The 22,527-nt window shown below is 62.7% G+C and carries 21 protein-coding genes and 1 pseudogene; 15 read left to right on the top strand and 7 right to left on the bottom strand.

What is annotated here, in order from left to right:
- Positions 1 to 339: 339 nt before the first annotated feature.
- Together NKI79_RS25590 and NKI79_RS25585 are read right to left on the bottom strand one after the other, a co-directional pair.
- Entirely contained in the window at positions 340 to 1,620 is a 1,281-nt protein-coding gene (locus NKI79_RS25590) for a GNAT family N-acetyltransferase (protein WP_254816685.1), read from the bottom strand.
- Positions 1,620 to 3,020 (bottom strand): lipopolysaccharide biosynthesis protein, encoded by a 1,401-nt coding sequence (locus NKI79_RS25585; protein WP_352805512.1) that lies wholly within the window; start codon positions 3,018 to 3,020, stop codon positions 1,620 to 1,622. Before NKI79_RS25585 ends, NKI79_RS25590 begins: the two co-directional genes overlap by 1 nt.
- Before the next feature lie 141 nt (positions 3,021 to 3,161).
- Between NKI79_RS25585 and NKI79_RS25580 the strand changes: the two genes are divergently transcribed.
- Genes NKI79_RS25580 through NKI79_RS25570 form a run of 3 tightly spaced genes read left to right on the top strand, consistent with a single transcriptional unit; the run spans position 3,162 to position 7,719 of the window.
- A complete protein-coding gene (locus NKI79_RS25580) occupies positions 3,162 to 4,034 on the top strand; it encodes a DNA methyltransferase (protein ID WP_352805510.1) in 873 nt (290 codons plus the stop codon).
- On the top strand, positions 4,031 to 5,173 hold the full coding sequence (locus NKI79_RS25575; protein ID WP_352805508.1) for a DNA methyltransferase: 1,143 nt from the start codon (positions 4,031 to 4,033) through the stop codon (positions 5,171 to 5,173). Before NKI79_RS25580 ends, NKI79_RS25575 begins: the two co-directional genes overlap by 4 nt.
- Complete coding sequence (locus NKI79_RS25570) at positions 5,170 to 7,719, top strand: DEAD/DEAH box helicase family protein (protein WP_352805506.1); 2,550 nt, start codon at positions 5,170 to 5,172, stop codon at positions 7,717 to 7,719. Before NKI79_RS25575 ends, NKI79_RS25570 begins: the two co-directional genes overlap by 4 nt.
- Positions 7,720 to 7,870: 151 nt before the next feature.
- On the opposite strand, the gene secA is transcribed toward NKI79_RS25570, so the two are convergent.
- Positions 7,871 to 10,603: a preprotein translocase subunit SecA gene (gene secA / locus NKI79_RS25565; protein ID WP_352805504.1), complete on the bottom strand. Its 2,733-nt coding sequence runs from the start codon at positions 10,601 to 10,603 to the stop codon at positions 7,871 to 7,873.
- A gap of 252 nt (positions 10,604 to 10,855) precedes the next feature.
- On the opposite strand from secA, the gene NKI79_RS25560 reads away from it, so the two are divergent.
- Positions 10,856 to 11,773, top strand: a complete 918-nt coding sequence (locus NKI79_RS25560; RefSeq protein ID WP_352476303.1) for a peptidylprolyl isomerase — start codon at positions 10,856 to 10,858, stop codon at positions 11,771 to 11,773.
- Positions 11,774 to 11,816: 43 nt separating this feature from the next.
- Here NKI79_RS25560 and NKI79_RS25555 read toward each other — a convergent pair whose 3' ends face one another.
- On the bottom strand, positions 11,817 to 12,473 hold the full coding sequence (locus NKI79_RS25555) for a TetR/AcrR family transcriptional regulator (RefSeq protein ID WP_352805605.1): 657 nt from the start codon (positions 12,471 to 12,473) through the stop codon (positions 11,817 to 11,819).
- Positions 12,474 to 12,636: 163 nt separating this feature from the next.
- Here NKI79_RS25555 and NKI79_RS25550 point away from each other — a divergent pair, with 163 nt between their 5' ends.
- Positions 12,637 to 12,822 (top strand): putative antibiotic biosynthesis monooxygenase, encoded by a 186-nt coding sequence (locus NKI79_RS25550; protein WP_352805502.1) that lies wholly within the window; start codon positions 12,637 to 12,639, stop codon positions 12,820 to 12,822.
- Between the two features lie 3 nt (positions 12,823 to 12,825).
- Here NKI79_RS25550 and NKI79_RS25545 read toward each other — a convergent pair whose 3' ends face one another.
- Complete coding sequence (locus NKI79_RS25545; protein ID WP_352805499.1) at positions 12,826 to 14,052, bottom strand: caspase family protein; 1,227 nt, start codon at positions 14,050 to 14,052, stop codon at positions 12,826 to 12,828.
- A 180-nt stretch (positions 14,053 to 14,232) separates the two neighbouring features.
- On the opposite strand from NKI79_RS25545, the gene argJ reads away from it, so the two are divergent.
- The 5 genes from argJ (at position 14,233) to NKI79_RS25520 (ending at position 17,410) form a co-directional block, all read left to right on the top strand.
- On the top strand, positions 14,233 to 15,474 hold the full coding sequence (gene argJ, locus NKI79_RS25540) for a bifunctional glutamate N-acetyltransferase/amino-acid acetyltransferase ArgJ (protein WP_352805497.1): 1,242 nt from the start codon (positions 14,233 to 14,235) through the stop codon (positions 15,472 to 15,474).
- Positions 15,474 to 16,253, top strand: a complete 780-nt coding sequence (locus tag NKI79_RS25535) for a GNAT family N-acetyltransferase (RefSeq protein WP_352805496.1) — start codon at positions 15,474 to 15,476, stop codon at positions 16,251 to 16,253. The genes argJ and NKI79_RS25535 overlap by 1 nt, the downstream gene beginning before the upstream one ends.
- Entirely contained in the window at positions 16,250 to 16,672 is a 423-nt protein-coding gene (locus tag NKI79_RS25530) for a (deoxy)nucleoside triphosphate pyrophosphohydrolase (protein ID WP_352491816.1), read from the top strand. Before NKI79_RS25535 ends, NKI79_RS25530 begins: the two co-directional genes overlap by 4 nt.
- A gap of 126 nt (positions 16,673 to 16,798) precedes the next feature.
- Positions 16,799 to 17,104, top strand: a complete 306-nt coding sequence (locus tag NKI79_RS25525) for a hypothetical protein (RefSeq protein ID WP_254816695.1) — start codon at positions 16,799 to 16,801, stop codon at positions 17,102 to 17,104.
- Positions 17,105 to 17,230: 126 nt separating this feature from the next.
- On the top strand, positions 17,231 to 17,410 hold the full coding sequence (locus tag NKI79_RS25520) for a Flp family type IVb pilin (RefSeq protein ID WP_352476309.1): 180 nt from the start codon (positions 17,231 to 17,233) through the stop codon (positions 17,408 to 17,410).
- Positions 17,411 to 17,457: 47 nt separating this feature from the next.
- Here NKI79_RS25520 and NKI79_RS25515 read toward each other — a convergent pair whose 3' ends face one another.
- Positions 17,458 to 18,330, bottom strand: coding sequence for a methyltransferase domain-containing protein (locus tag NKI79_RS25515; RefSeq protein ID WP_352805492.1), 873 nt, complete (start codon positions 18,328 to 18,330; stop codon positions 17,458 to 17,460).
- A gap of 54 nt (positions 18,331 to 18,384) precedes the next feature.
- Between NKI79_RS25515 and NKI79_RS25510 the strand changes: the two genes are divergently transcribed.
- From NKI79_RS25510 to NKI79_RS25495, 4 genes are read left to right on the top strand one after another with little or no spacing between them, the layout of a single operon-like run.
- The gene (locus tag NKI79_RS25510) at positions 18,385 to 19,185 is read left to right on the top strand and encodes a ComF family protein (RefSeq protein ID WP_352805489.1); all 801 of its coding nucleotides are present in this window, start codon (positions 18,385 to 18,387) and stop codon (positions 19,183 to 19,185) included.
- 37 nt (positions 19,186 to 19,222) lie between these two features.
- Complete coding sequence (gene grxC, locus NKI79_RS25505; RefSeq protein WP_254816699.1) at positions 19,223 to 19,492, top strand: glutaredoxin 3; 270 nt, start codon at positions 19,223 to 19,225, stop codon at positions 19,490 to 19,492.
- A gap of 10 nt (positions 19,493 to 19,502) precedes the next feature.
- A complete protein-coding gene (locus tag NKI79_RS25500; protein ID WP_352649345.1) occupies positions 19,503 to 20,387 on the top strand; it encodes a carbon-nitrogen hydrolase family protein in 885 nt (294 codons plus the stop codon).
- Entirely contained in the window at positions 20,384 to 20,809 is a 426-nt protein-coding gene (locus tag NKI79_RS25495) for a DUF1178 family protein (RefSeq protein WP_352805486.1), read from the top strand. The genes NKI79_RS25500 and NKI79_RS25495 overlap by 4 nt, the downstream gene beginning before the upstream one ends.
- 144 nt (positions 20,810 to 20,953) lie before the next feature.
- Here the strand turns inward: NKI79_RS25495 and NKI79_RS25490 are convergent, their stop codons facing one another.
- Positions 20,954 to 21,754: an SDR family NAD(P)-dependent oxidoreductase gene (locus tag NKI79_RS25490; protein WP_352805483.1), complete on the bottom strand. Its 801-nt coding sequence runs from the start codon at positions 21,752 to 21,754 to the stop codon at positions 20,954 to 20,956.
- Positions 21,755 to 21,934: 180 nt separating this feature from the next.
- Between NKI79_RS25490 and NKI79_RS25485 the strand changes: the two are divergent.
- Positions 21,935 to 22,432, top strand: a pseudogene (locus NKI79_RS25485) (helix-turn-helix domain-containing protein); the annotation flags it as partial.
- Between the last annotated feature and the right edge of the window lie 95 nt (positions 22,433 to 22,527).

Raw genomic sequence — 22,527 nt, 5'->3', positions numbered from 1 at the left:
GGCTTCCTTCGTCATCCCGGGGTCTGCGCCGGAGCGAAGCGACGTCGCGTAGACTCTGGGTTCGAGCTCTTTCGCGGAAACGGCGTGGTAGCGTTCGGTTCTCGTCCGCCGGAGCACTGCCGCCAGGTAACGGCATGGATCCCAGGGTCTGCGCCGCGTCGCTTCGCTCCTTGCTCCGCCCTGGGATGACGAAGGGAGGGATGTCTCGGCTAATCTCGAAGGTTTGCGATTTGCCGCTGACAGGAATTCTTGACGTTAATTATCGACGTTCGCTGCTGATTGGCCCGACCTGTCAAAATCACCGTGTCGAGGAACTAGGCCCCAGCAGGACCCCCAAGTCTACCGCCGCCGCAGCAAGCTCTTCATCCGGTTGCGCAGCAGGCGGGCCATGTTGCGGGTCTCGCGGTAGAGGTGAAGCTGCGATGCCGCCTGGCGGGCAGGGCGGTCGGCATCCGGCGTCAGACCGATCACCAGCGTGCCCATCGGCCTGCGCTCCGTCCACAGCCGGCTCATCACCGGATGGTCGGGCACGGCGCAGGAATCGGTCATCATGATGTTGGGGTCGTCGAGATGCTGCCTGGTCACCTCGATCATCAGCAGCGTGCCTGGCGAATAGGCAGCGAGCGTTTCGTCATAGGCGGTCTTCCAGGTATAGCCGACGCCGGCCTCGACGAAGACGACCAGGCAGGCGATGGTGCGGCCGTCGAGCGTCAGCGAATGGATACGGCAAAGATCCTGCTCGGCCAGCCGGTGCACCGCCTCGCGGGCGAAGGCGGCGCGGTAGCGGTCGATGGCCATGGCGGTGCGCTCGCGGCCTTTCCAGCCAGCGGCCTCCAATGTCAGGAAATTTTCGATGGCATGGCGGATCTCGTCCGGCCCGCGCGCCACCACATGCTCCAGCCGGCCGAGGTCGGCGAGGCGGCGCTTCAGGCGGCGGAACTCGCGATAATGGTGGGCGCGCAGCGAAGCTTTCAGATATTCCTCGCCGTCGAGCGCGCTTTCGAGCACCGGGCGGTCGGCCTTGCCGGTGGTGACCAGCGTCAGGCCGCGCGTTTCGGCGACGCTGGCGAGCAGGCTGGCCACCGGGCCGTCCAGCCTTATGTCGGGCAGCACGAAGACTTTCGGCAGCTTGAGGTGCGGCCGCGACAGCATCGAGAAGAAATCCTCGATCACGCCGATCGGATCGTCGCGGTCGACCAGCGGCGTGCCGATCGGGCCGAACGGGCTCGACCAGGTGCGCATGACTGGAATCCCGAGCGGCACCGCCGGCCGCTCGACCGAGAACGGCACCAGCAGGCGCAGCCGGTTGCGGTACTGGTCGCCGTCGCGGATGACGGCCAGCCGCACCTCACGGTCCTCCAGCCTGGGCATGGCCGGCGCCAGGAAGCGCGGGTTGAAGAAGACGTTGGGCTCGATTGTGCGGGTGCAGAGATAGTCGAGCTCCTCGACCAGGTCGAAGCCGGCGGAGGCTGGATAGATGGCGAGCTTGCGCTCGGGCCGGTGGTTGGCGAGGATCTCGATATGGGCGGGATCGGCCTCGCGGGCGAGCCCGGCAAGACCGGACACCATGGCGCCGGCCGGGCCGCCGCTGGTTTCCTCGAGCAGGGGGACGGCAGCCATCAGGCGGCTCCTTTGGCTGATACGAAAATGACCATGACGATGCCGAGCTTGCGCCAGACCGTGAAGGACAGCGCGCCGGCCTCGAAGATCATCGCGAAGACGGTGGCCATCGCCGCGCCCCACAGGCCGAAGAGCGGGATCAGCACGACGCTCAGCGCGATGTTGAAGGCCAGCGTCAGGGCGTAGACGGCGGCACAGATGTTCTGGTTGCCGCTCATGGTGAGCAGGCTTTCGCAAGGGCCGACGGCGGCCCGCGCGACGACGCCGAACACCAGCAGGAACAGCAGCGGATAGCCGGCGGAAAATTCGGGGCCGAACAAGGTCAGCATCGGCTCGCCCAGTGCCAGCACCAGCAGCGCCATCGCCAGCGACGGCCAGAAGGTCCACGACACCGTCTCGCGGGCAAAGGCGGCGAGCTTTTGCGGCTCGCCATGGGTGAACTGGGCATAGCGCTGGGCGACGCCGGCCTTGACCGCGAAATAGACGAAATGCACCAGCGCCAGCGTCTTGACCGTGGCGAAATAGACAGCGACGTCGTTGGGATCGAGGTAGGCGCCGACCATCAGCACGTCGGCATTGGTGAGCAGGAAGAAAAAGCTCTCGACCAGGAAGATCGGCAGCGAGACGATGAACCATTGGCCGAAATGCAATTTCATCGGCCCGGCCGGGATCCTTCTGTCCATGCGTGACGTCACGCCGATGAGCTGACCGAGTGTGGTGGCGTAGGTGGCGGCGATGGCGGCGAAGATCGCCGTCCTGGCGTCGGGCGCGTAGCCCACCAGCAGCATCAGCGCCATGAAGGCCAAGATCAGCAGCGGCCGCACCAGAAAGGTCGGCGACAGCGCAAACAGCGCCCAGGAATTGGCCCGCGCCAGCCCTTGCAGAAGGTCGGACATGGCGATCATCGGCAGGCAGATGATGCCGAGGATGAACGGCACGACGTAATAGTCTTCGATAAAGGGCGACAGCAGCCAGACGGCGAGCGCCCCGAGGCCGGCGATCGCAGTCGAGGCAACCAGCACGAACAGCCGGCTGGCCCGCACAATGCCGCGCAATTCGGCCAGCATGCCGCGCGCGCGATATTCGGGGATGAAGCGGATAACCGAGGTGTGGAAGCCGAGGCAGGCGAGATTGCCGACGATGACCATCGTCACCCAGACGAGGACGAAAATGCCGTACTCGAACGAGCCCATCCAGCGCGCCATCAGGACCTGGCTGACGAAGGCGATGACGGCGCTGACGATGCGGACCGAAAAGGCGATCAGCGACATGCGGCCGGCTTCGCCGCGCTCGCCGGCGGTGAACAGCACGGCATCGATCAGGCCAAGCAGCGGCCTTATGCGCAGCGCAAGGCGCTGCGGCAGGAACCGCCCGGCTGTCGTCGCCGCGGAAAAGCGCACCCAATACTCTCCGTTTTCCGCCAATTTACAGGGGCTGGGTGTAGCGGAGACACATTAAGAAACGGTTGGGTGGGCTTTCCTTCGCCCCGTCTCTATACGGGGAGAAGCTGCCGGCAGGCGGATGAGGCGCGGCGCTGGCTTATGAAAGGCCTTGCGCTGCCTCACGCCTGCTCCTTGGCGAGAGGTGAGGACAATTCTGCTGAAGCCAAAGTGCGACGGATCGGAGCATCCTATCCACATCGAACACTAAGCCGCGCACCCTTCGCCCTTGCCTCATTGCCATCAATCGGACAAGAACAACAAGACTCAAAAAAATTGAGAGCGGCGTGGTGCATGGCGGGAAAATATGACGAACTAAGCCGCGAGCAGCTTGTCCGCATCCTCGAGAAGCGGGACCGTGAACGCAAATTCGGCCTGGTCTGGGAACGCGATGAGATCGAGGCCGACCAGGCGATCGACGAGAATTTCGTCGTCGCGACGCTTGATCTGGCACTCTGCGAGCGTCCGGCACCGTGGGAAAACCTCGTTATCGAAGGCGATAATTTCGATGCGTTGCGGTGGTTGCGCATGGCCTATGCCGGGCGCGTCAAATGCATCTATATCGACCCGCCTTACAACACGGGCAACAAGGATTGGGTCTATAATGACCACTATATGGATCCGTCCGATCGCTATCGGCATTCTACATGGTTAGAGTTTCTCTATCGTCGTCTGTCACTTGCGCGAGACTTGCTTGCGGACGACGGGGTACTGTTGGTTTCTATTAATGATGAGCAGCGCGCAAAGCTCGAAATGCTATTGGATGAAGCATTGCCAGGGATGCGGGTTGGAAGTCTTGTTTGGAGGACCAGAACCGGTGGAAATGAAGGACGTGAAGCGTTTCTATCTGACAATCATGAGTATATTCTAGTATATGGTCGTAGTGATTTCCGGTTTGGCGGAAACAGTAAGACATTGATATGTATTCGAACCCAGACAATGATCCTCACGGCGATTGGACAAGCGGAGATTTGACCGTCAACGTTGGATATTTGGACAAAAGGGCAGGCAAGGGTTTTTTCCCCATTCAGAATCCGGAAACAGAGATATGGTATCCTTGCAACCCTGATTCCGTTTGGAGGTATGCATCCAGAGCACTTTCTGGTGAAAATACAAAAATAAAAACTCGATTTATGGAAGATTGGATCGCCGATCGCCGAATTCGCTTCCCGCCAAACGAGAAGGTTGTGGTCTGGAGTTCCAAAGAAGAACTGTTGTCTGCTATACGCGTTGGCGATGTCCCCAAAAGTGGCCGATCGCCGATGTTGCGGGAAGAACTACCTGATCTCGATTTCTGGGTTGGCAAGAAAGTTGGTTTTGGTACGCCGCGGTTCAAACGTTACAAGAAGGATCTTCGCAGTCCAACCCAACCGCTATCGTCGTGGATTACGCCACGGTCCGAAATCGATACGATCGAAGCTGGTGTAAACGCAATTGTCTCTGGAACTAACGACGAAGGGGCGAAGGTTATCAAAGATGTATTCGGCGAAAAGGCTTTCAACTATGCCAAGCCGGTATCTCTTATTCGCGAATTGATACGGCAGTCGACGGGTCTCGCGGATATTGTCCTCGATTTTTTCGCCGGTTCGGCGACCACAGCGCAAGCGGTCATGGAGCTTAATGCCGAGGATGGGGGCGACAGGCGCTTCATTATGGTGTCGTCCACGGAGCGAACCGAAGCCGAACCAGACAAGAATCTTTGCCGCGACGTCACCGCCGGGCGTATTCGTGGACTGAACCGCACGGATGACGGTAAATATGCCGAGCTTTCCGCCGGGTTTGCTTATCTCGTTACGCGAGAGATCGATTTTTCTGACCTCGACTACGACCTAACACCGCAAGAAGTGTGGTCGGCACTGGAGGCTATCCACGGTTTATCTCTCACCGTCTATGACGAGACGCTACCGTTCAATGCTCACGATAGTGACGACGTGACTCTGGTGTTTTCGGATCGACCGGATGAGCGTTTGCGCGGCTACATCGAAAGTCTTGGCCCGGGACAGTCCACCTTCGTCTATGTTTGGGCGCCGGGCGCGCTACGTGACTGGACTCTCGGCGAGGCGACTGAGGTTCGATCTGTTCATGATACGCTAAAGCAGAGATTCCAGCAGTGAATGCCGAGGCCGCATCAATCGACGTCGCCGAAACGATCCGGTTGCATTCGCTCGCCGGGTATCAATCGCTCGCCTGCAGCGCGCTGAGAGATACAGTCAAGCACATCGCCGGATTGCAGGCGACCGAACCGCACAATCGAGAAGCAATCGCGCGCCAGGTCGGCGTCATGTTGCTCGAAGCTCCGACGGCGTCTGGCAAGACGCTGATCCTTGGTCGTACTTTGGAATCCCTGCGCGGTGCGGTGCTCGGCAAATTTGTCTGGTTCTGGTTCACCCCGTTTTCAGGTCTTGTCGAACAGACGAAGGATGCGCTTTCAGCGCAGTGCCCGTCGCTTCGACTTCGCGAAATCGCTAGCGACCGAGTATCAGGCGGAACACGCGATGGCGACGTGTTTATCCAGACTTGGGCGACGGTTGCAGCGAACAATGCCGATGCTCGCAAGGTACGCCGGCGTGCAGAGGACGCACCCTCGATCGACGATCTGATCGCAGATCTCCGCGACAAGGATTTCTCTATCGGCCTCGTCATTGACGAAGCACACCTGAACTTTGGAACGTCGGCCAAAGCTGCCGCATCGTTCTATCTTGACGTGCTCAAGCCCGACGCTGCGATACTCGCGACCGCAACACCTAACGACGCTAAGTTGGAAGCATTCGAAAGGGAAGCTGGCATTCGGGTCGAAAGCCGGGTGGTGATCGCCCGCCAAGATGTTGTCGACGCGGGATTGAACAAGGTTGGGCTCTATCTCGGCATTGTTCGTTTTGCCGAAACCGACGAAAAATTGATCGATCCCGAACAAGCAGCGCTGAAGGCGGGCTGGCGTCAGCATTGCCGAGTGCGGCAGGATTTGAGCGCGCGCGACATTGCGGTAACGCCGCTGATGCTGGTGCAGGTCGAAGACCAGAAGAAGGGCGAACCCGACCCAGTTGTGCGCGTACGCGAAAAACTTGAGCAACTCGGCGTGCCATCGACCGCTATCCGCGCGCATACATCAGGCAAGCCCGACCCGGATTTTCATGCGTTGGCGTACGATCCGAATGTCGAGGTGTTGATTTTCAAGGTTGCCGTTGCCACCGGATTCGATGCACCGCGGGCTTGGACGTTGGTTTCGGTGAGGCCGAATCGCGGCATCGAGTTCGGATTGCAGATCGTCGGCCGCATTATGCGGGTTCATCCAGCAGTGCGGCATCTGCACAAGACGAGCGATTTGCTCGACAACGGCTACGTTATCTTGACCGATCCTCAATTGCAGGGCGGCCTTGACGAAGCTGTCGCCGAATTGAAAGCGGTGCGTCAGTCGATTGACATGGTGACCGATCATTTGAATGTCGTGCAGTTCGGCTCCGGCGCGCCCGTGTTCCAAGACATTCGCGTCGTTGGGGCGGCGCGTCAGCAGCTTCCGACCACTGAGCGGCTTCGGCGCATCGAGGAACTCGTCGGCCAAGGCGTGCTGAAGGACACGATATACGACCAACCGGCCGACTTTCAGGAGCGGGTTCTGCAAGCGGCCGAAGCGGGAGGGGAGCGAGACCTTTTCGGCGACTTGCCGTTTGTGCCCGCACCGGACCGCAGATCAGAGCCAGTGCGAGCCACAAAAGCTATAGGCTATAAGCTGCGCTCCGAACTCGGCGTGCCGGCGTGTCTGTTGCGAGAACAATTGCCTCAGATGCACGAGATCGGCGCCGGCTTTTCCGATCTGGTGGCGCGGGAGTTCGTTGCCCGCATTAATCTGACTGACTATTTGGTCAACAGAAATATGAGTGGCAGTTTGTCACTACGAGAATTGTTCAAAGGACGCAGGGAAACCGAAAATCTTGCCGTGCCGATCTCTGCAGCACGGGCGGCCGATTTGGCCCAACGTGCTTTTTCCTTTAATGATCAGATTGACCCGCGTGATCTTAAGCGGGCCATCCTAAGCGCGCTTGCCAATGCAGCCGAACACAGGGCCATTGAAGCGGATGAGAAAACGCTGAGGCGTGCGGTCGATCTTGCCGCTCTGGAAAACGAGAGCGCGATGCGCGAGGCAGTACGCGCGGCGCAACGCCAACATTTGACCGTAGTGCCTGGCGACGCAGTTCCAACAATGCATTTCGATGAAGCGGGGCGCGAACCTGCCCGCAAGGGCGCCTATGGTATTTTTCAATCGGCTATGAACGGGCCGGAGGCAGCGTTTGCCCGGTTTCTCGATTCCGACGAAAGCGGGACTATATTATGGTGGCTACGATGCGTGGAAAATACGAGATGGGCTGTAAAACTTGTGCTGCCTGACGGCCATAACTTTTTTCCCGACTTTGCCGTCGGAATAGCCCGCCGATCTAAGCCAGACGGAATTGCGTTGATTGAGATAAAGGACGATGGGGAAACAGGTAGACTGCAGGCCGACCGCAACCTAATGAAGTCGCGAGTCGACCATCAAGCTTATGGCAAGGTGTTCTGGGCCACACGCCACGGCGAGGATCTGTGGATGCGATTATTGTATGATGACGGGGCGAACCGTCTTCTGCAGCATGGGCGATTTGATTTTGCGAATTTAGTTTTTGACTGAACTGAGCGGTCCCGCGGGACAGCGCCCCCTCTGGCCTGCCGGCCATCTCCCCCTCAGGTGGGGAGATTGGCTAATTGCCAACGCCTCCGCTACCCCTCATCCGCCCTTCGGGCACCTTCTCCCCGTGAACGGGGCGAAGGAAAGCAATGCCTTACGCAAACGCCCCGTGGCAATGCTTGTACTTTTTCCCTGACCCACAGGGGCAGGTTTCGTTGCGGCCGATCTTGCCCCAGGTCGCCGGGTTCTTCGGGTCGCGGTTTTCGGGGGCGACGATGGCGTTGGTCTCCTGGCGGACCAGGACGGCCGTCTCGCCGCCTTCGAAATCGTCCTCGCCGGTCGAGCCGTCGATATGGCTGCCGAACATGTCGGGCGCCTCTGGCGGTGGCGCTTCCGCCGCCTGGCGGACCAGTTCGACGCGCATCAGCTGCGCCGTGACGGCCTGGCGCAGATTGCCCAGCATCGCCTGGAACAGCTCGAACGCCTCGCTCTTGTACTCCTGCAGCGGATCGCGCTGGGCGTAGCCGCGGAAGCCGACGACCGAGCGCAGATGGTCGAGATTGACGATGTGCTCGCGCCACAGATGGTCGAGCGTCTGCAGCACCACGGAGCGCTCGACATAGGTCATCACGTCGGGGCCGAAGCGCTCGGCGCGCTCCTTGGCGGCGGCGTCGGCGGCCTGGCTGATGCGCTCGCGGATGTCGTCCTCGGCAATGCCTTCTTCCTTGACCCAGTCTTCGACCGGCAGGTCGAGGTTGAGGAATTCGGCGATCTCGGCCTTGAGGCCGGCGACGTTCCACTGCTCGGCATAGGCGTTTTCGGGAATGTTCTTGGCGACGATCTCCTCGATGACGCCTTCGCGCATCTCGGTGATGGTCTCGGATAAGCCTTCGCCGTCCATCAATTCGAGGCGCTGCTCGAACACCACCTTGCGCTGGTCGTTGGAGACGTCGTCATATTTCAACAGGTTCTTGCGGATGTCGAAGTTGCGCGCCTCGACCTTCTTCTGCGCCTTTTCCAGCGCCTTGTTGATCCAGGGATGGATGATCGCCTCGTCTTCCTTGAGGCCGAGCTTCTGCAGCATGCCGTCCATGCGCTCGGAACCGAAGATGCGCATCAGATCGTCCTGCAGCGACAGGAAGAACTTTGACCGCCCGGGATCGCCCTGACGGCCTGAGCGGCCGCGCAACTGGTTGTCGATGCGGCGCGATTCATGGCGTTCGGTGGCCAGCACGTAGAGGCCGCCGGCGGCAAGCGCCTTTTCCTTCAGCCGGGCGATGTCGTCGCGGATTTGCTTTTCCCGGGCCTCGCGCTCGGGGCCGGCCGGCATGTCGCCAAGCTCGTCGGCGATGCGCATGTCGGCATTGCCGCCGAGCTGGATGTCGGTGCCGCGGCCGGCCATGTTGGTGGCGATGGTGATGGCGCCGGGTTTGCCGGCCTGGGCGACGATCGCCGCCTCGCGCTCGTGGTGGCGGGCGTTCAGCACCTCGAAATCCTTGAAACCTTCCTTGCGTAGGCGCTCGGCCAGTTGCTCGGATTTCTCGATGGAAGTCGTGCCGACCAGGGTCGGCTGGCCCTTGGCGCGGGCTTCCTTGATCTCCTTGACGATCGCCTTGTATTTCTCCTCGACCGTCCGGTAGACCTCGTCGTCTTCGTCAATGCGGATGACCGGCAGGTTGGTCGGGATTTCGGTGACGTCGAGATTGTAGATGTTGGCGAATTCCTCGGCCTCGGTCAGCGCCGTGCCAGTCATGCCGGCGAGCTTCTTGTAGAGGCGGAAATAGTTCTGGAAGGTGACTGAGGCGAGCGTCTGGTTCTCCGGCTGGATCGCCACATGCTCCTTGGCTTCGAGCGCTTGGTGGAGGCCTTCCGAATAGCGGCGGCCGGGCATCATGCGGCCGGTGAACTCGTCGATGATGACGATCTCGCCGTTGCGCACGATATAGTCCTTGTCCCTCTGGAACAGCCGGTGCGCCTTCAGTGCGTTGTTGACGTGGTGGACGATGGCGACGTTCTCGACATCATAGAGCGACTCGCCCTTGAGCAGACCGGCATCGCGCAGCATGTTCTCCAGCTTCTCGGTGCCTTCCTCGGTGAAGATCGAGGTCTTCTGCTTCTCGTCGATCTCGTAGTCCTGCGGCTGCAGCTGGACGATGAAGGTGTCGATGGTGTTGTACATTTCCGAACGGTCCTCGAGCGGACCGGAAATGATCAGCGGCGTGCGCGCTTCGTCGACCAGGATGGAATCGACCTCGTCGACGATGGCGTAGCTGTGACCGCGCTGCACCATCTGGGCGCGCTCGTATTTCATGTTGTCGCGCAGATAGTCGAAGCCGAGCTCGTTGTTTGTGGCGTAGGTGACGTCGGCGGCGTAGGCGACCCGGCGCTCCTCGTCGGACAGGCCATGGACGATGACGCCGACCTTAAGGCCGAGGAATTTGTAGACGCGGCCCATCCATTCGGAGTCGCGCGTGGCCAGATAATCGTTGACGGTGACGACATGGACGCCATTGCCGGCGAGCGCGTTGAGATAGACCGGCAGCGTCGCCACCAGCGTCTTGCCTTCACCGGTCCGCATCTCGGCAATACCACCATTGTGCAGCACCATGCCGCCGATCAGCTGCACGTCGAACGGGCGCATGCCGAGCACGCGGCGGGCGGCCTCGCGCACGGTAGCGAAGGCCGGGACCAGAAGGTCGTCGAGGCTGGCGCCGTTGGCGATGTCCTGGCGGAATTTGTCGGTGCGGGCCTGAAGCTCGGCGTCGGAGAGCGCCCGCATCTCGTTTTCAATGGCATTGATCGCCTCGACGCGGGGCCGGGTCGATTTGACCCGACGATCGTTGGAGGAGCCGAAAACCTTACGGGCGAGACCGCCGAGACTGACCATCCAATGGCCCTTTCGATAGCATTCCAAGTCGTTGCGACGGGCGCCGGCTGGCCCCATCAAATCCACGTGAACGCGGACAAACGCAAAAAGCGCCCGGAAAACGGTTCTGGACGCAAAGTCGTTGGACAGATAAGAGGGGGCTCATTCGATGTCAACGCCGCGCTCGCCCTGTCGACCGCGCCAAATTCCGCCACAATCCTGCTGGTCTGGAAGCCATTCCGCTCTAGCTACCCCGCTTTGGAGATAATCGTAATGTCCTTGTTGTTCCGCCGTGCGTCGCTCGCCAGCCTCGGTCTGGCATTCGGCCTGTCGGCCCTCTCGCTGTCGCCGCTGATGGCACAGGAAGCCGCCCCTGCCCAGCCGGCAGCACCCGCCCCGGCGGCCAAGCCGGTCGATCCGAACGCCGTGGTCGCCACCATCAACGGCCAGACGCTGACCGAGGCAGACCTTGGGCTTGCCGAGGGCGAACTGTCGCAGCAGTTCGCGCAGCTTCCGCCCGAGCAGCGTCGCGCCGCGGCACTGTCGGCGGCGATCGAAATCCGCGTCATGGCGGCTCAGGCGGTGACCACCGGCCTCGACAAGGATCCCGACTTCCAGCGCCGCATGGCCTTCCTGCAGCAGCGCGCGCTGCATGGCGAAATGGTCGAGAAGGGCGTCATCGACAAGGTTACCGATGCCGAGGTCCGCGCCCGCTACGACCAGGAAATCGCCAACACGCCGCCCACCAACGAGGTGCACGCCCGTCACATCCTCGTGAAGACGAAGGAAGAGGCCGACGCCATCATCAAGCAGCTCGACGGCGGCGCCGACTTCCAGAAACTCGCCAACGAGCACACCAGCGATCCGAGCGGCAAGACCAGCGGCGGCGATCTCGGCTGGTTCGGACCTGGCCAGATGGTGCCGGAGTTCGACAAGGCGGCGTTTGCGCTGGCGGTCGGCAAATACACCGAGCAGCCGGTGCAGTCGCAGTTCGGCTGGCATGTCATCAAGGTTGAGGACAAGCGCACCAAGCAGCCGCCGGCGTTCGACCAGGTCAAGGACCAGGCGCGCCAGGCGGTCATCCGCGACAAGTATTTCGCGCTGGTCAAGTCGCTGCGTGCCAACGCCAAGGTCGACATCCCCGATGCGAACCTGAAGAAGACGGTCGACGCGCTGGAAAGCGCCAAATAAGCCAGATTGGGCAACGACAGGGCGCGCTGCCGCCCTGTCGCTTCTATTTGGTAGGGCGAGCGAGGATGCGTCGACGCCGCCGCCGGATCGCCGTGGCGTCGCCGGCATCGTCAGCGACGATGCCTTTCAAGACATAGCCGACCGCCCTGCGTAAGATCGCCTCGTCCTCGTCCAGGCGGTCTGTCAGAAGGTGCGCCCAGGCAAACGAGGCAATCAAGTCGGCGACGACAGTGGCATCGACACCGGCTACCACCTCTCCCCTTGCCTTGGCGCGTTCGACCATCTGGCCGGTGTGGATGCGACGCCCTCTCGCGTATTCGGCAAGGGCGGCGGCGGCTTTTTCGTCCGACTGCGCCTCGGCGATCAGCGATCTGAACACGCTGCCCGACGATGTGTCGCGCCAATGCGCGAACAAGCTCTTCAGGAAGCCGACAAGATCCTCCGCAAGGTTCCCGGTATCGGGATTGTCGACGCGCTTTTGCCGCTGGTAAACGTCGAGCAGCAAGGCGGCCTTGCTTGGCCACCAGCGATAGATCGTCGGTTTTCCGGCACGTGCGCGGCGCGCCACGGCCTCGATCGAGAAGCCGGAATAGCCGGTCTCGACCAGCACCGCCTCGGCGGCATCGAGAATGGCATCGGCGCTTTCGGGGCTGCGCCGTGCGCCGGCTGACCTGCGCCCAGGATTGGTGGTCTCGCCCATTTCTTTGTCCTTGCCCGCGATTTCAGCAGCCATCATATACAACTCCTGACGAAACGGAACGATCCGTTTTATATGAAACGAAACGTTCCGTAACGATAAGGAGAGGCAGCAATGACTTCGGCCGTCGTGACCCGCTTTTCGCGCCTGCGCCTCGCCCCTGCTGGTGCTGCTCGGCGTCTATCCGCTGATCACTGCCATTCTGTACGTGGTTTTTCCGCTGACGCAGGAATGGCAGATCTGGCAGCGCACGCTGGTCATTGCGCCGCTGATGGTCTCGATCATGATCTGGGGACTGATTCCTGGCGTGCAGCGGATGTTTCGTGGCTTCCTCAACCCGACCGTCCGGTGATGTTCATTCCAGCGCTTGCGACGTTTCCGATGCAACGCGCCATTCGCCGTCGGCCAGAACGAGTTCCAGCGTCACCCGCGCCTTGCCGGTCAGGCGCTGCGCCGATTTGTTTTTTGGCACATAGTCGTAGCTCATGGCGAAAACCACGTCGGCACGATCCTTACCGTGCGGCGTCACCTCGAGGCTGCTGGGCTCGAGACCGAACGACCACGACGCCCATTGCGCGAACCAGTTGGTCTTGACCTTGACGATGGCCTCGCTGTCGTAACGCGTGCCGTAGATGGTGGCCGACGAACCGTAGAGCCGCTTGACGGTTTCGCGCATGCTCCTGGCATCAGGCGCCAGATAGTTTTCGCGCAAGAATTTTTCGATGGCACCCTCGTCGCCGACGGAGCGTCCGAGCGCAGCCACCTGCGACGCGGGAGCCGGGCTGACGGCCGGTTTCGGTTGCTGGGCAGTGTCTCCGCCCGGAACGAATTCGAAACGCTCGAGCAGCGACCCCTGCTCCCAGGGACGCTGCGACTCGCGCGTTGCGGAAATGACGTCGCGGCGCACCGCAATCATCATGTCGTTGATGCTTTGTCCGGGCTCGGCCATGTGCCGCAAAAGCGCCGCGGCGAAGGGCGAGTTGCGCCCCGTCCCGTCTATTGCCACAGCGCCGGGCGCCGTCGAGAAGGCGATGAAGGAGCCGCGTGTCGACTCGAACTGGGCAAGGCCGGCGAGAGCCGTCGCCGAGCGCGTCGTGGCGCTGTGGCTGAGACTTCGGGCAAACGGGTTGTTGCGGCAGGCATCGAGGAAGACCAGGCTGACCTTGGTCTGCTGCTCCATGATGTCGAGAACCTCGTCGATCGGCACCGCCTCGAGTTGCAGCTTGACCGGCATGTCCAACCGGGCGTCGACCGGCACGATGAAGTTGCGCCCGTCGACCTGCAGGCCGTGGCCGGCATAGTAGAACAACCCGGCACCGGCACCTTGCAGCGCATCTGAGAATTCGCCGATCTTGCGTTCGAGCTCGCGCTTGCCGAGATCGTTGCCTTCGATCACCTCGAAACCGATGGCGCGCAGCTTGTCGGCGATGTCGAGCGCATCGTTGACGGGATTGGCCAGCGTGCCGGCTTCGGCGTAGCTGCCGTTGCCGACCACAAGCGCCACGCGCCGCGCCGTCTGCGCATCGGCGCGCAGCAGCAGAAAGCCCAGAAACGCCAGTGCCAAGACCACAAGCCTGCCCATGGGGCAGGATCATAGCGCTACCGGTCGCAGCGACGCCAACAAATTTGCAACAGCCTGCTTGCCGCATGAGGCGGCGTCAGGCTTCCGGTATCCATAACGGCTGTGAAAACGCCTTGCGCCGGCGCGTGCTATCGGGCAAACCGGCGTTCCTTTCTCGATTTTTCCCGCCCGGGGTCTTCCATGTCCGCACAGGTTTCGCCGCTCGCGCCGAAGAAATATCCCAAGATGCCGGTGATCGAGGGCGTGCGCATCGCCACCGCCGAGGCCGGCATAAAATACAAGAACCGCACCGACTTGCTGGCCATGGTGTTCGACGCCGGCACCACCGTCGGCGGCGTGTTCACCAGGTCGAAATGCCCGTCGGCGCCGGTCGATTTCTGCCGGCAGAACCTCGTGGCTGGCAAGGCACGCGTGCTGGTGGTCAATTCCGGCAATGCCAATGCCTTTACCGGTCAGAAGGGCCGCGCCTCGACGGCACTCACGGGCGAGGTGGCGGCGAAGGCGGCCGGCTGCACAGCGGGCGAGGTGTTCCTGGCCTCGACCGGCGTGATCGGCGAACCGCTCGACGCCGGCAAGTTCAGCCATCTGCTTGCCGGGCTGGTCAAGGACGGCAAGCCGGAATTGTGGACCGAAGCCGCTAAGGCGATCATGACCACCGACACCTATCCCAAACTGGCGACCGTGACGGTCAAGCTCGGCGATGCCGACGTCACCATCAACGGTATCGCCAAGGGTGCCGGCATGATCGCGCCCGATATGGCGACGATGCTTTCCTTCGTCGCCACCGACGCGCCGATCGCAGCACCCGTGCTGCAGGATCTCTTGTCGCGCGGCACGGCCAAGACCTTCAACGCGGTTACCGTCGACAGTGACACCTCGACCAGCGACACGCTGCTGATGTTCGCCACGGGTGCTGCCGCCAGGCGCGGCGCGCCAGCAATTTCCGACCCCAAGGATGCGCGCCTCGGCGCCTTCCGCCGTGCCCTAGGCAAGGTGCTGAAATCGCTGGCACTGCAGGTGGTGCGCGACGGCGAGGGCGCCCGCAAGCAGGTCGAGGTCACCGTCACCGGGGCCAAATCGGCCCGCTCGGCCAAGCGCATCGCGCTGTCGATCGCCAATTCGCCGCTGGTCAAGACGGCGGTCGCCGGCGAGGACGCCAATTGGGGCCGCGTCGTCATGGCCGTCGGCAAGGCCGGCGAGCCGGCCGACCGCGACCTTCTGTCGATCTGGTTCGGCGACAACCGCCTGGCCTATCAGGGCGAGCGCGACGCCGCCTATTCCGAGGAGGCGACTTCGGCGTATATGAAGCGCGACGAGATACGCATCCGCGCCGATATCGGCATCGGCCGCGGCAAGGCGACGGTGTGGACCTGCGATCTCACCAAGGAATATGTCGCCATAAACGGCGATTATCGGAGCTGATGGCGTTGGCTTCCAGACATCCGGCAAGCGTGTTGGCGATCGTGCGCCGCTATGAGGCGGCCGGCTTTCGCGCCTGGCCGGCGGCCGCCGTCCATTATGACGGCACCTGGGTGGTTCGGCTGACGGCCGGCCACCCGGCCAAGCGGCTGAACTCGGTCAATCCGCTCGATCCGGGCGACATCCAGCACATTGCCGAGCGCATCGGTCGCGCCAGCCGCCGCTTCGACGCTTATGGCAGGCCGCTGACCTTTCGCATCTCACCGCTGTCGGGGCCTGATCTTTCAAAGTACCTCGACAGCGAAGGCTGGAGCACGTTCGCGGAGTCGCTGGTCATGCGGCTGCCGCTGCCCGACGCCGCGCTCGACGATGCCATGGACCAGATTCCGTTGAAGGACATCAGCCGTTTCATCGGTGCGGCGCTCAAGGTAAGCGGTTCTGATGTGTCGCTGCGGCCGGGCCTGTCGGAGATCATCGGCGCCATCCAGCCGGAGGCCGGACTGTTTGCGCTGGAGGCCGGCAGCGAGCCGCTGGCAACGTTGATCTGCGTACATGACGGCGATCTTGCCGGCCTGTTCGAGATTGCCACCGACAGATCGGTGCGCAACCAGGGCCATGGCCGCCATCTCATCCGGTCGGCGCTGAAATGGGCGCGGCTGCGCGGGGCGCGGGAAGCCTGGCTGCAGGTCGAGGCGGACAACGCGCCGGCGCTGGCGCTCTACCGTTCGCTCGGATTCGACGAAGTCTATCGCTATCACTATCGCCGGCCACAAGGCGCATGAGCGGCTTGGATACGGTCGGCAAACGCCTGCTCCTGGTCGCCGCCTGCGCGCTGGTCGATGCCGACGGGCGCGTCCTCTTGGCGCAGCGGCCCGAAGGTAAGCAACTCGCCGGCCTGTGGGAGTTTCCGGGCGGCAAGGTCGAGCCCGGCGAGACGCCGGAACAATGCCTGATCCGCGAATTGTACGAGGAGATCGGCATCGAGACCGATATCCCTTGCCTGGCGCCGCTCACCTTCGCCAGCCATTCCTACGACGATTTTCACCTCCTGATGCCGCTGTTCGTCTGCCGTCGCTTCCGCGGCATTGCCCAGCCGAAGGAAGGCCAGGTGCTGAAATGGGTACGGCCGCGCCAGATGCGCGATTTTCCAATGCCGCCGGCCGATGCCCCGCTGATCCAGTTCCTCATCGATCTGCTCTAACGGCCGACCTGCCGTAAACCGGGCAACTCCTCAACGCGATATCGGCAGCATTAATGAAAGATTTATCTGGTCGTGAAAAATTGACGCAAAGCGGTTACGCCGATTCCACCGCTGGGAGCGATGTGCATGAGCCTCGACAAGGACTGGGACTCGCCTTGGGCCGACCGCCTTCCTGGCGCCGCCAATGCCGGCATGGGAATATTGCGCATCGCCCTCTTGTTCGGCTCGGCCGCGGTGGCTCTGGCCTTGATCGCGACGCCCTACCTCGACAGCCGGACCCGCTCGCAGTTTGCCCGCGATGGGCTTGATACGATGAGCACCGGCTCGATCGGCCAGCGCGATAGCTATACGCTACGCAAGAGCGTGCTGCAGCCGCTGCCCAGTTCGGTCTGCGTTATACGGGCCGATGGCAGAAGCAGCGGCGACTGCTGACTCCTCAACAAATATCTAGGATTCGGATGTTTCCTGGAATGCGGCTGGTTCACCGCGCGTTAAGCCTGTCGCGTTAACCTTTCTTAACGGGTCGGCGCTAGGTTCGGGCAAGAGGGATGGGCGCCCATGAAAATCTTGCTGCAACGATTTTTAGAAGACGAGAGGGGCGCGACAGTTATCGAATATGGTTTGATCGTTGCCGTGCTGTCGCTTGCCATTGTCGCTGGTGTCGGCCGGGCTGCCGATGCGATTCAGTGGCTGTTCAGCGACAACAGCAGCAGGCTTGCCAACGCTTTTGCGCAGTGACCCGCTTAGCTTTGATGGATACGCTTAGCTTTTGCGCAAGGATACGCTCAGGGGCCGCCGGGGTTTTCCAGGATTGTCTTCAGCGATATTTTTGCCGAGCCCGGCTTCAGCGGCTTTTGCTGAGAGGCATCGGGCGCCCAGCCTGACATCCAGACCACCGAGAAACTCGCCCTGACGCGGCCATCGGCATCCGAAAACCGCTCCGCATAGATTTCGGCGGCGCGCGCGAACAGCTCTCGCGTGCCCGGCCGCCTGCTGCGGTCGACAAGCGCACTGGTCTCGCCCATGGCGCGCAGGTCGGCGACCAGGCCAAATAGCGAATCGTAGCGCACCGTGATCGTCTCGACGTCGGCCACCGGCAGTGCCAGGCCGGCGCGCTGCAGCAGCGCGCCGGCGTCGCGGACGTCGGTGAACGGGATCACACGCGGGCTGGCGCCGCCATAGAGCTCGGTCTCGGCGGCAAGCAGGCTTTCGCGCAGCTCGGAAAGCGTGCCTGTGCCGGCGAAGGCACCGAGGAAAAGCCCGTCCGGCTTCAGCGCCCGGCGGATCTGCACCAGCATGCCGGGAATGTCGTTCATCGCCTGCAGCGACAGCAGCGAGACTGCGAGGTCGAGGCTTTCCGGTTCGAATGGCACGGTTTCCAACGGCGCTACTACTCCTGGCTGGCCGGCCAGGAAAGCGGCGTCGGCCTCGACGCGCACGTTTTCCGTCACCTTGCCGCTTTCAGCGAGCACCTCTGCTGCTGCCGGCGTCTGGCAAAACAATGAGGCCGTCTTGCCGAACCTACGTTCGACGGCGTCGAGCCGGTCGGCAAGATCCTCGGCCGCCCGCCGCATGAGGAAATCTGCGCCGGCGATGGGACGGGTCAGTGCCCGGCGCTTGCGCGCCAGCCAGAGCGAGGTGTCGATTACAGGCTGCAATGGACAGGTCCTTGTGCTTCGCTCTCTGATATAGTGATGCGGAGGACCAACCACGTGGCCGATCCCATGCCAGAGATCAAGCGTATTGCGATCAAGAGCATTGCCCGCAAGGCATTGGGCTGGCCGGCGCGCCTCTTGTTCCCGCCGGTCTGCGCCGGCTGCCGCCGCCATGTCTCGCAGCCCGGCGTGTTGTGCGGCGCCTGCTGGCCCAAACTCAGGCTGCTGGAACGGCCGTGGTGCCCGGTGATGGGCACGCCGTTCACCCACAGTATGGGTGAGGGTTTCCTGTCGGCGGAGGCGATAGCCGACCCGCCGCCGTTCGAACGCGCGCGGGCGGCGGTTGCCTATTCCGGCGTTGCCCGCCAGATGGTGCAAGGGCTGAAATACCAGGACCGCACCGATCTGGCGCCGTGGATGGCGCGCTGGATGCTTCGCGCCGGTGCCGAACTCATCGCCGAGGCCGACGTGGTCGTGCCGGTGCCGCTGCACTGGCGGCGTTTCTTCCGACGGCAGTTCAACCAGTCCGCGGAACTGGCGCGGGCGGTGGCGCAGCTCGGGGAGCGGCCTTTCGCGCCATCAGCCATCAAGCGCGTCAAACTCACGCGCCAGCAAGTCGGGCTGGAGCGGCGGGAACGCGAGGAAAATGTTCGCGCCGCATTCAAAGTGCCGGATGAGGCGGAGATCGAAATCGCCGGCCGCCGGGTGCTGTTGATCGATGATGTCTACACCACCGGCGCCACCGTCCGCGCGGTCGCCAGGGCATTGAAGAAGGGCGGTGCCGGCGCGGTCGACGTACTGACCTTCGCGCGCGTGCTGCCGGGGGACTTTCGGGCCGACGAATCGGCGCCTATATAGCCTATATGACAGCAGAACGAGGCAGGATTGCTGACCGATGGTCGATGTGACGATCTACACGCGGATGATGTGCGGCTATTGCACCGCGGCCAAACGGCTGCTCGACAGGAAGGGCGTCGCCTATACCGAGCACGACGCCTCCTTCTCGCCGGAACTGCGCCAGGAAATGATTTCCCGGGCCCATGGCCGTTCCACCTTTCCGCAGATATTCATCGGCGATACGCATGTCGGCGGCTCTGACGATCTCCACGAATTGGAAGCGGAAGGACGGCTGGACGGATTGCTCGCCAACGGCTCGACCAGATAAGGACATGACGATGGGTGCTTTCAAGACCGGGGGTGCTTTCAAGGCAGCGGCGATCCAGATGCGTTCGGGAACCAGCCCGGAGCGCAATGCGGTCGATCTGGAACGGCTGGTCCGCGAGGCGGCAGGTCTTGGCGCGTCCTATGTCCAGACGCCGGAAATGACCGGCGCGCTGATCCGCGACAGCCAAGCGCGGGCCGCTTCCTTCACCTCCGAAGACAAGGACATCGTCGTCTCGACGTCGCGGAGGCTGGCCAAGGAGCTCGGCATCTTCCTGCATATCGGCTCGACCGCCATTCTGCGCGCCGACGGCAAGCTTGCCAACCGCGCCCTTTTGTTCGGGCCGGACGGCGCCACGATTGCCACCTACGACAAGATCCACATGTTCGACGTCGATCTCGACAATGGCGAGAGCTGGCGCGAATCCGCCGCCTATGAGCCTGGCACCGAGGCCGTCGTCGCCGAAATCAATGGCGTGAAGCTCGGCTTTGCCGTCTGCTACGATCTGCGCTTTCCGCAGCTGTTCCGTGCCGAGGCGCTGGCCGGCGCCAATCTGCTTTCGGTGCCCGCCGCCTTCACCCGCCAGACCGGCGAAGCGCATTGGCATGTGCTGCTCAGGGCGCGCGCCATCGAGAACGGCGCCTATGTGGTTGCCGCGGCGCAAGGCGGCGTGCACGAGGACGGCCGCGAAACCTATGGCCATTCGCTGATCGTCGATCCCTGGGGCCGCATCGTCGCCGAGGCGGCGCATGACGAGCCGGCGGTGATCGTCGCCGAGATCGACCCGGTGCAGTCAGTCGCCGCGCGCAAGAAGATACCGAATCTCAAAAACGCACGCGATTTTGCCGTAAACGCCGGTTCGGCGGAGGCAATGCCGCTCAGGGGTGCCGCCTCTTGATCCGCTTTTCCCTGATCTGCGAACACGAGCACGAATTCGAGGCCTGGTTCCGCAGCAACGACGATTTCGACACACAGAAGAGGCGCGGTTTCATCGATTGCCCGGCCTGCGGCTCGCACAAGGTCGAGAAGGCGCTGATGGCGCCTGCCGTCTCGACCGGGCGCAGCCAGGAGAAGATCGCGCTGGCCATGGGCGAGGCACAAAAGCAGGCGCTGGCGCAGCTCAAGGCGCTTGCCGAGAAGGTGCGCGAGAACGCCGATTATGTTGGCGATAAATTTGCCGAGGAAGCGCGCAAGATCCATTTCGGCGAAAGCGATCCGCGCGGCATTTATGGCGAGGCGACGCTGGACGAGGCCAAGAGCCTGGCCGAAGACGGCGTCGAGTTCATGCCTATTCCAAGTTTCCCCGACGACCGCAACTGATCGGTTAACTTGCTCCGGACATAGCGAGGCATTCTTCGCCAGGCAGAGCCATGATCGTGAAGGTCGGCGCCGTCGTCGGCGACAGGCGACCGGCTGCGTCGAGGGCGGCGATGCTGCCGCTCCCTTCCACAACCGTTCGCAGTTTCAGGCCGAGCAGCACGGATGGGCCTCGCGGGTAATCGTTTCGCTCTTTCCTTCATGCCCACTGCCTGACGGGCTTGCTTCACTTGCCGGGCTTGCTTCCGCATAGGCTGCAAACTGGCGTTCAAGCGCCTTGACCGCGCTGCTGCGCCAGCCCTCCGCCACGGATTCCGACATGGGATCGGGGAAGATCTCCTCCTCGCCATTCTCCACGCCGTCCAGGATTGCCCGCGCAACAGACTCCGGAGAGGCCTTCGCTATGTCCAGGCCCCGGGTCATGTCCGTGTCCACGGGGCCGGGAAGGACCCTGTGGACACTGACACCCTGTCCGGCCAAAAGGGTGCGCAACGACTGCGACAGCGAGAATGAGGCCGCCTTCGAGATCGAATAAGCCGGACTGAACGGCACGGCGGCAATCGAGGCCAGCGACAGAATGTTGACGATGGCTCCCCGCGACCGGGCCAGCAACGGCAGCAGAGCCTGGGTAACGTCATACGATCCGAAGAGGTTTACGGCGAGCTGTTGTTCGAGCACACGACGGTCGCTGAGGTCATCGAAGGGCGATACGCCGGCGTTGTTGATGAGGATATCGAGAGCATCGATCTTCTCGACGGCCTCCCGGATCTGCGCAACGTCGGTCACATCCATGGTCAGGGATGTCACACGCCGGTCCGGGTGGGCCATGGATTGGCGAGTTGCGGCATAGACGCGCTTTACGCCTCTGCTCAGGGCTTCCTCGACCAGTGCCCGACCGATGCCCCGATTGGCGCCAGTCACCAGGATGGCTGTACCTTCGATCTTCACTGCGTCTCTCCTAATGCTTATCGTTGCGTTCGAGCCCAGTGCACAATCTAGCCGCGACTCAAGGTTGGCGCGCCGCAACTCAGGTTGGCTACAGTCGCCGTTGTCGATACGACTGGTTGGTGAGATGGACTTAGCGCCGGATGTCGAAGCCATGGGAGTGACAAGTGTGACGGGATTCCGATGGACTCGCTGATCACGGCCGCGGCGCATGCGCTTGCGGCGGGCGATCCGCTCGGCGCCTTGAAGCGGGTTGCGCTGCGCGACGATGCGCCGGCACTGGCGTTGCGCGGTATCGCAATGGCGCAGCTTGGCGACCTGGTTCGGGCGAAGGTTCTTCTAAAAAGGGCGGCACACGCATTCAGCCCGAGGGAGGCCGTGGCCCGCGCGAGGTGTATAGTCGCCGAGGCCGAGATCGCGCTCGTCTCGCGGGACCTCGCCTGGCCGGCCAAGACACTCGACGCCGCGCGGGCGACGCTTGAAAGGCATGGCGACCGCGTCAATGCCGCACATGCGCGCAACCTCGAAGTCCGGCGCTTGCTGCTGATCGGCCATCTCGACGAAGCCGAGCGCAGGCTGGACGGCTTCGATCCCTCGCCGCTGCCGCCGGCATCGCGGGCCGCCCACGAGCTGGCTGTCGCCGGCATCGCCATCCGCCGCTTGCGGACCGGTCCTGGGCGCCCCCCCCGCGGCCGGGGGGGGGGGGGGGGGGCCGGGGGCGGGCAGACCCCCCCGAGAGCGGGGGGGGGGGGGGGCACGGGGGGGGGGGGGTAACC

The sequence above is a fragment of the Mesorhizobium sp. M0340 genome (assembly GCF_040321535.1).
In the GTDB taxonomy this organism is placed as follows: domain Bacteria; phylum Pseudomonadota; class Alphaproteobacteria; order Rhizobiales; family Rhizobiaceae; genus Mesorhizobium.
This window is presented reverse-complemented; position numbering and strand designations above follow the sequence as displayed.

What these genes read in the sequence shown, in the direction of transcription:
- NKI79_RS25590 (WP_254816685.1), bottom strand. Translation starts at nt 1,620, where the DNA reads ATGGCTGCCGTCCCCCTGCTCGAGGAAACCAGCGGCGGCCCGGCCGGC.
- NKI79_RS25580 (WP_352805510.1), top strand. Translation starts at nt 3,162, where the DNA reads ATGAAAGGCCTTGCGCTGCCTCACGCCTGCTCCTTGGCGAGAGGTGAG.
- secA (WP_352805504.1), bottom strand. Translation starts at nt 10,603, where the DNA reads ATGGTCAGTCTCGGCGGTCTCGCCCGTAAGGTTTTCGGCTCCTCCAAC.
- NKI79_RS25560 (WP_352476303.1), top strand. Translation starts at nt 10,856, where the DNA reads ATGTCCTTGTTGTTCCGCCGTGCGTCGCTCGCCAGCCTCGGTCTGGCA.
- NKI79_RS25555 (WP_352805605.1), bottom strand. Translation starts at nt 12,473, where the DNA reads ATGGGCGAGACCACCAATCCTGGGCGCAGGTCAGCCGGCGCACGGCGC.
- NKI79_RS25545 (WP_352805499.1), bottom strand. Translation starts at nt 14,052, where the DNA reads ATGGGCAGGCTTGTGGTCTTGGCACTGGCGTTTCTGGGCTTTCTGCTG.
- argJ (WP_352805497.1), top strand. Translation starts at nt 14,233, where the DNA reads ATGTCCGCACAGGTTTCGCCGCTCGCGCCGAAGAAATATCCCAAGATG.
- NKI79_RS25535 (WP_352805496.1), top strand. Translation starts at nt 15,474, where the DNA reads ATGGCGTTGGCTTCCAGACATCCGGCAAGCGTGTTGGCGATCGTGCGC.
- NKI79_RS25530 (WP_352491816.1), top strand. Translation starts at nt 16,250, where the DNA reads ATGAGCGGCTTGGATACGGTCGGCAAACGCCTGCTCCTGGTCGCCGCC.
- NKI79_RS25525 (WP_254816695.1), top strand. Translation starts at nt 16,799, where the DNA reads ATGAGCCTCGACAAGGACTGGGACTCGCCTTGGGCCGACCGCCTTCCT.
- NKI79_RS25520 (WP_352476309.1), top strand. Translation starts at nt 17,231, where the DNA reads ATGAAAATCTTGCTGCAACGATTTTTAGAAGACGAGAGGGGCGCGACA.
- grxC (WP_254816699.1), top strand. Translation starts at nt 19,223, where the DNA reads ATGGTCGATGTGACGATCTACACGCGGATGATGTGCGGCTATTGCACC.
- NKI79_RS25500 (WP_352649345.1), top strand. Translation starts at nt 19,503, where the DNA reads ATGGGTGCTTTCAAGACCGGGGGTGCTTTCAAGGCAGCGGCGATCCAG.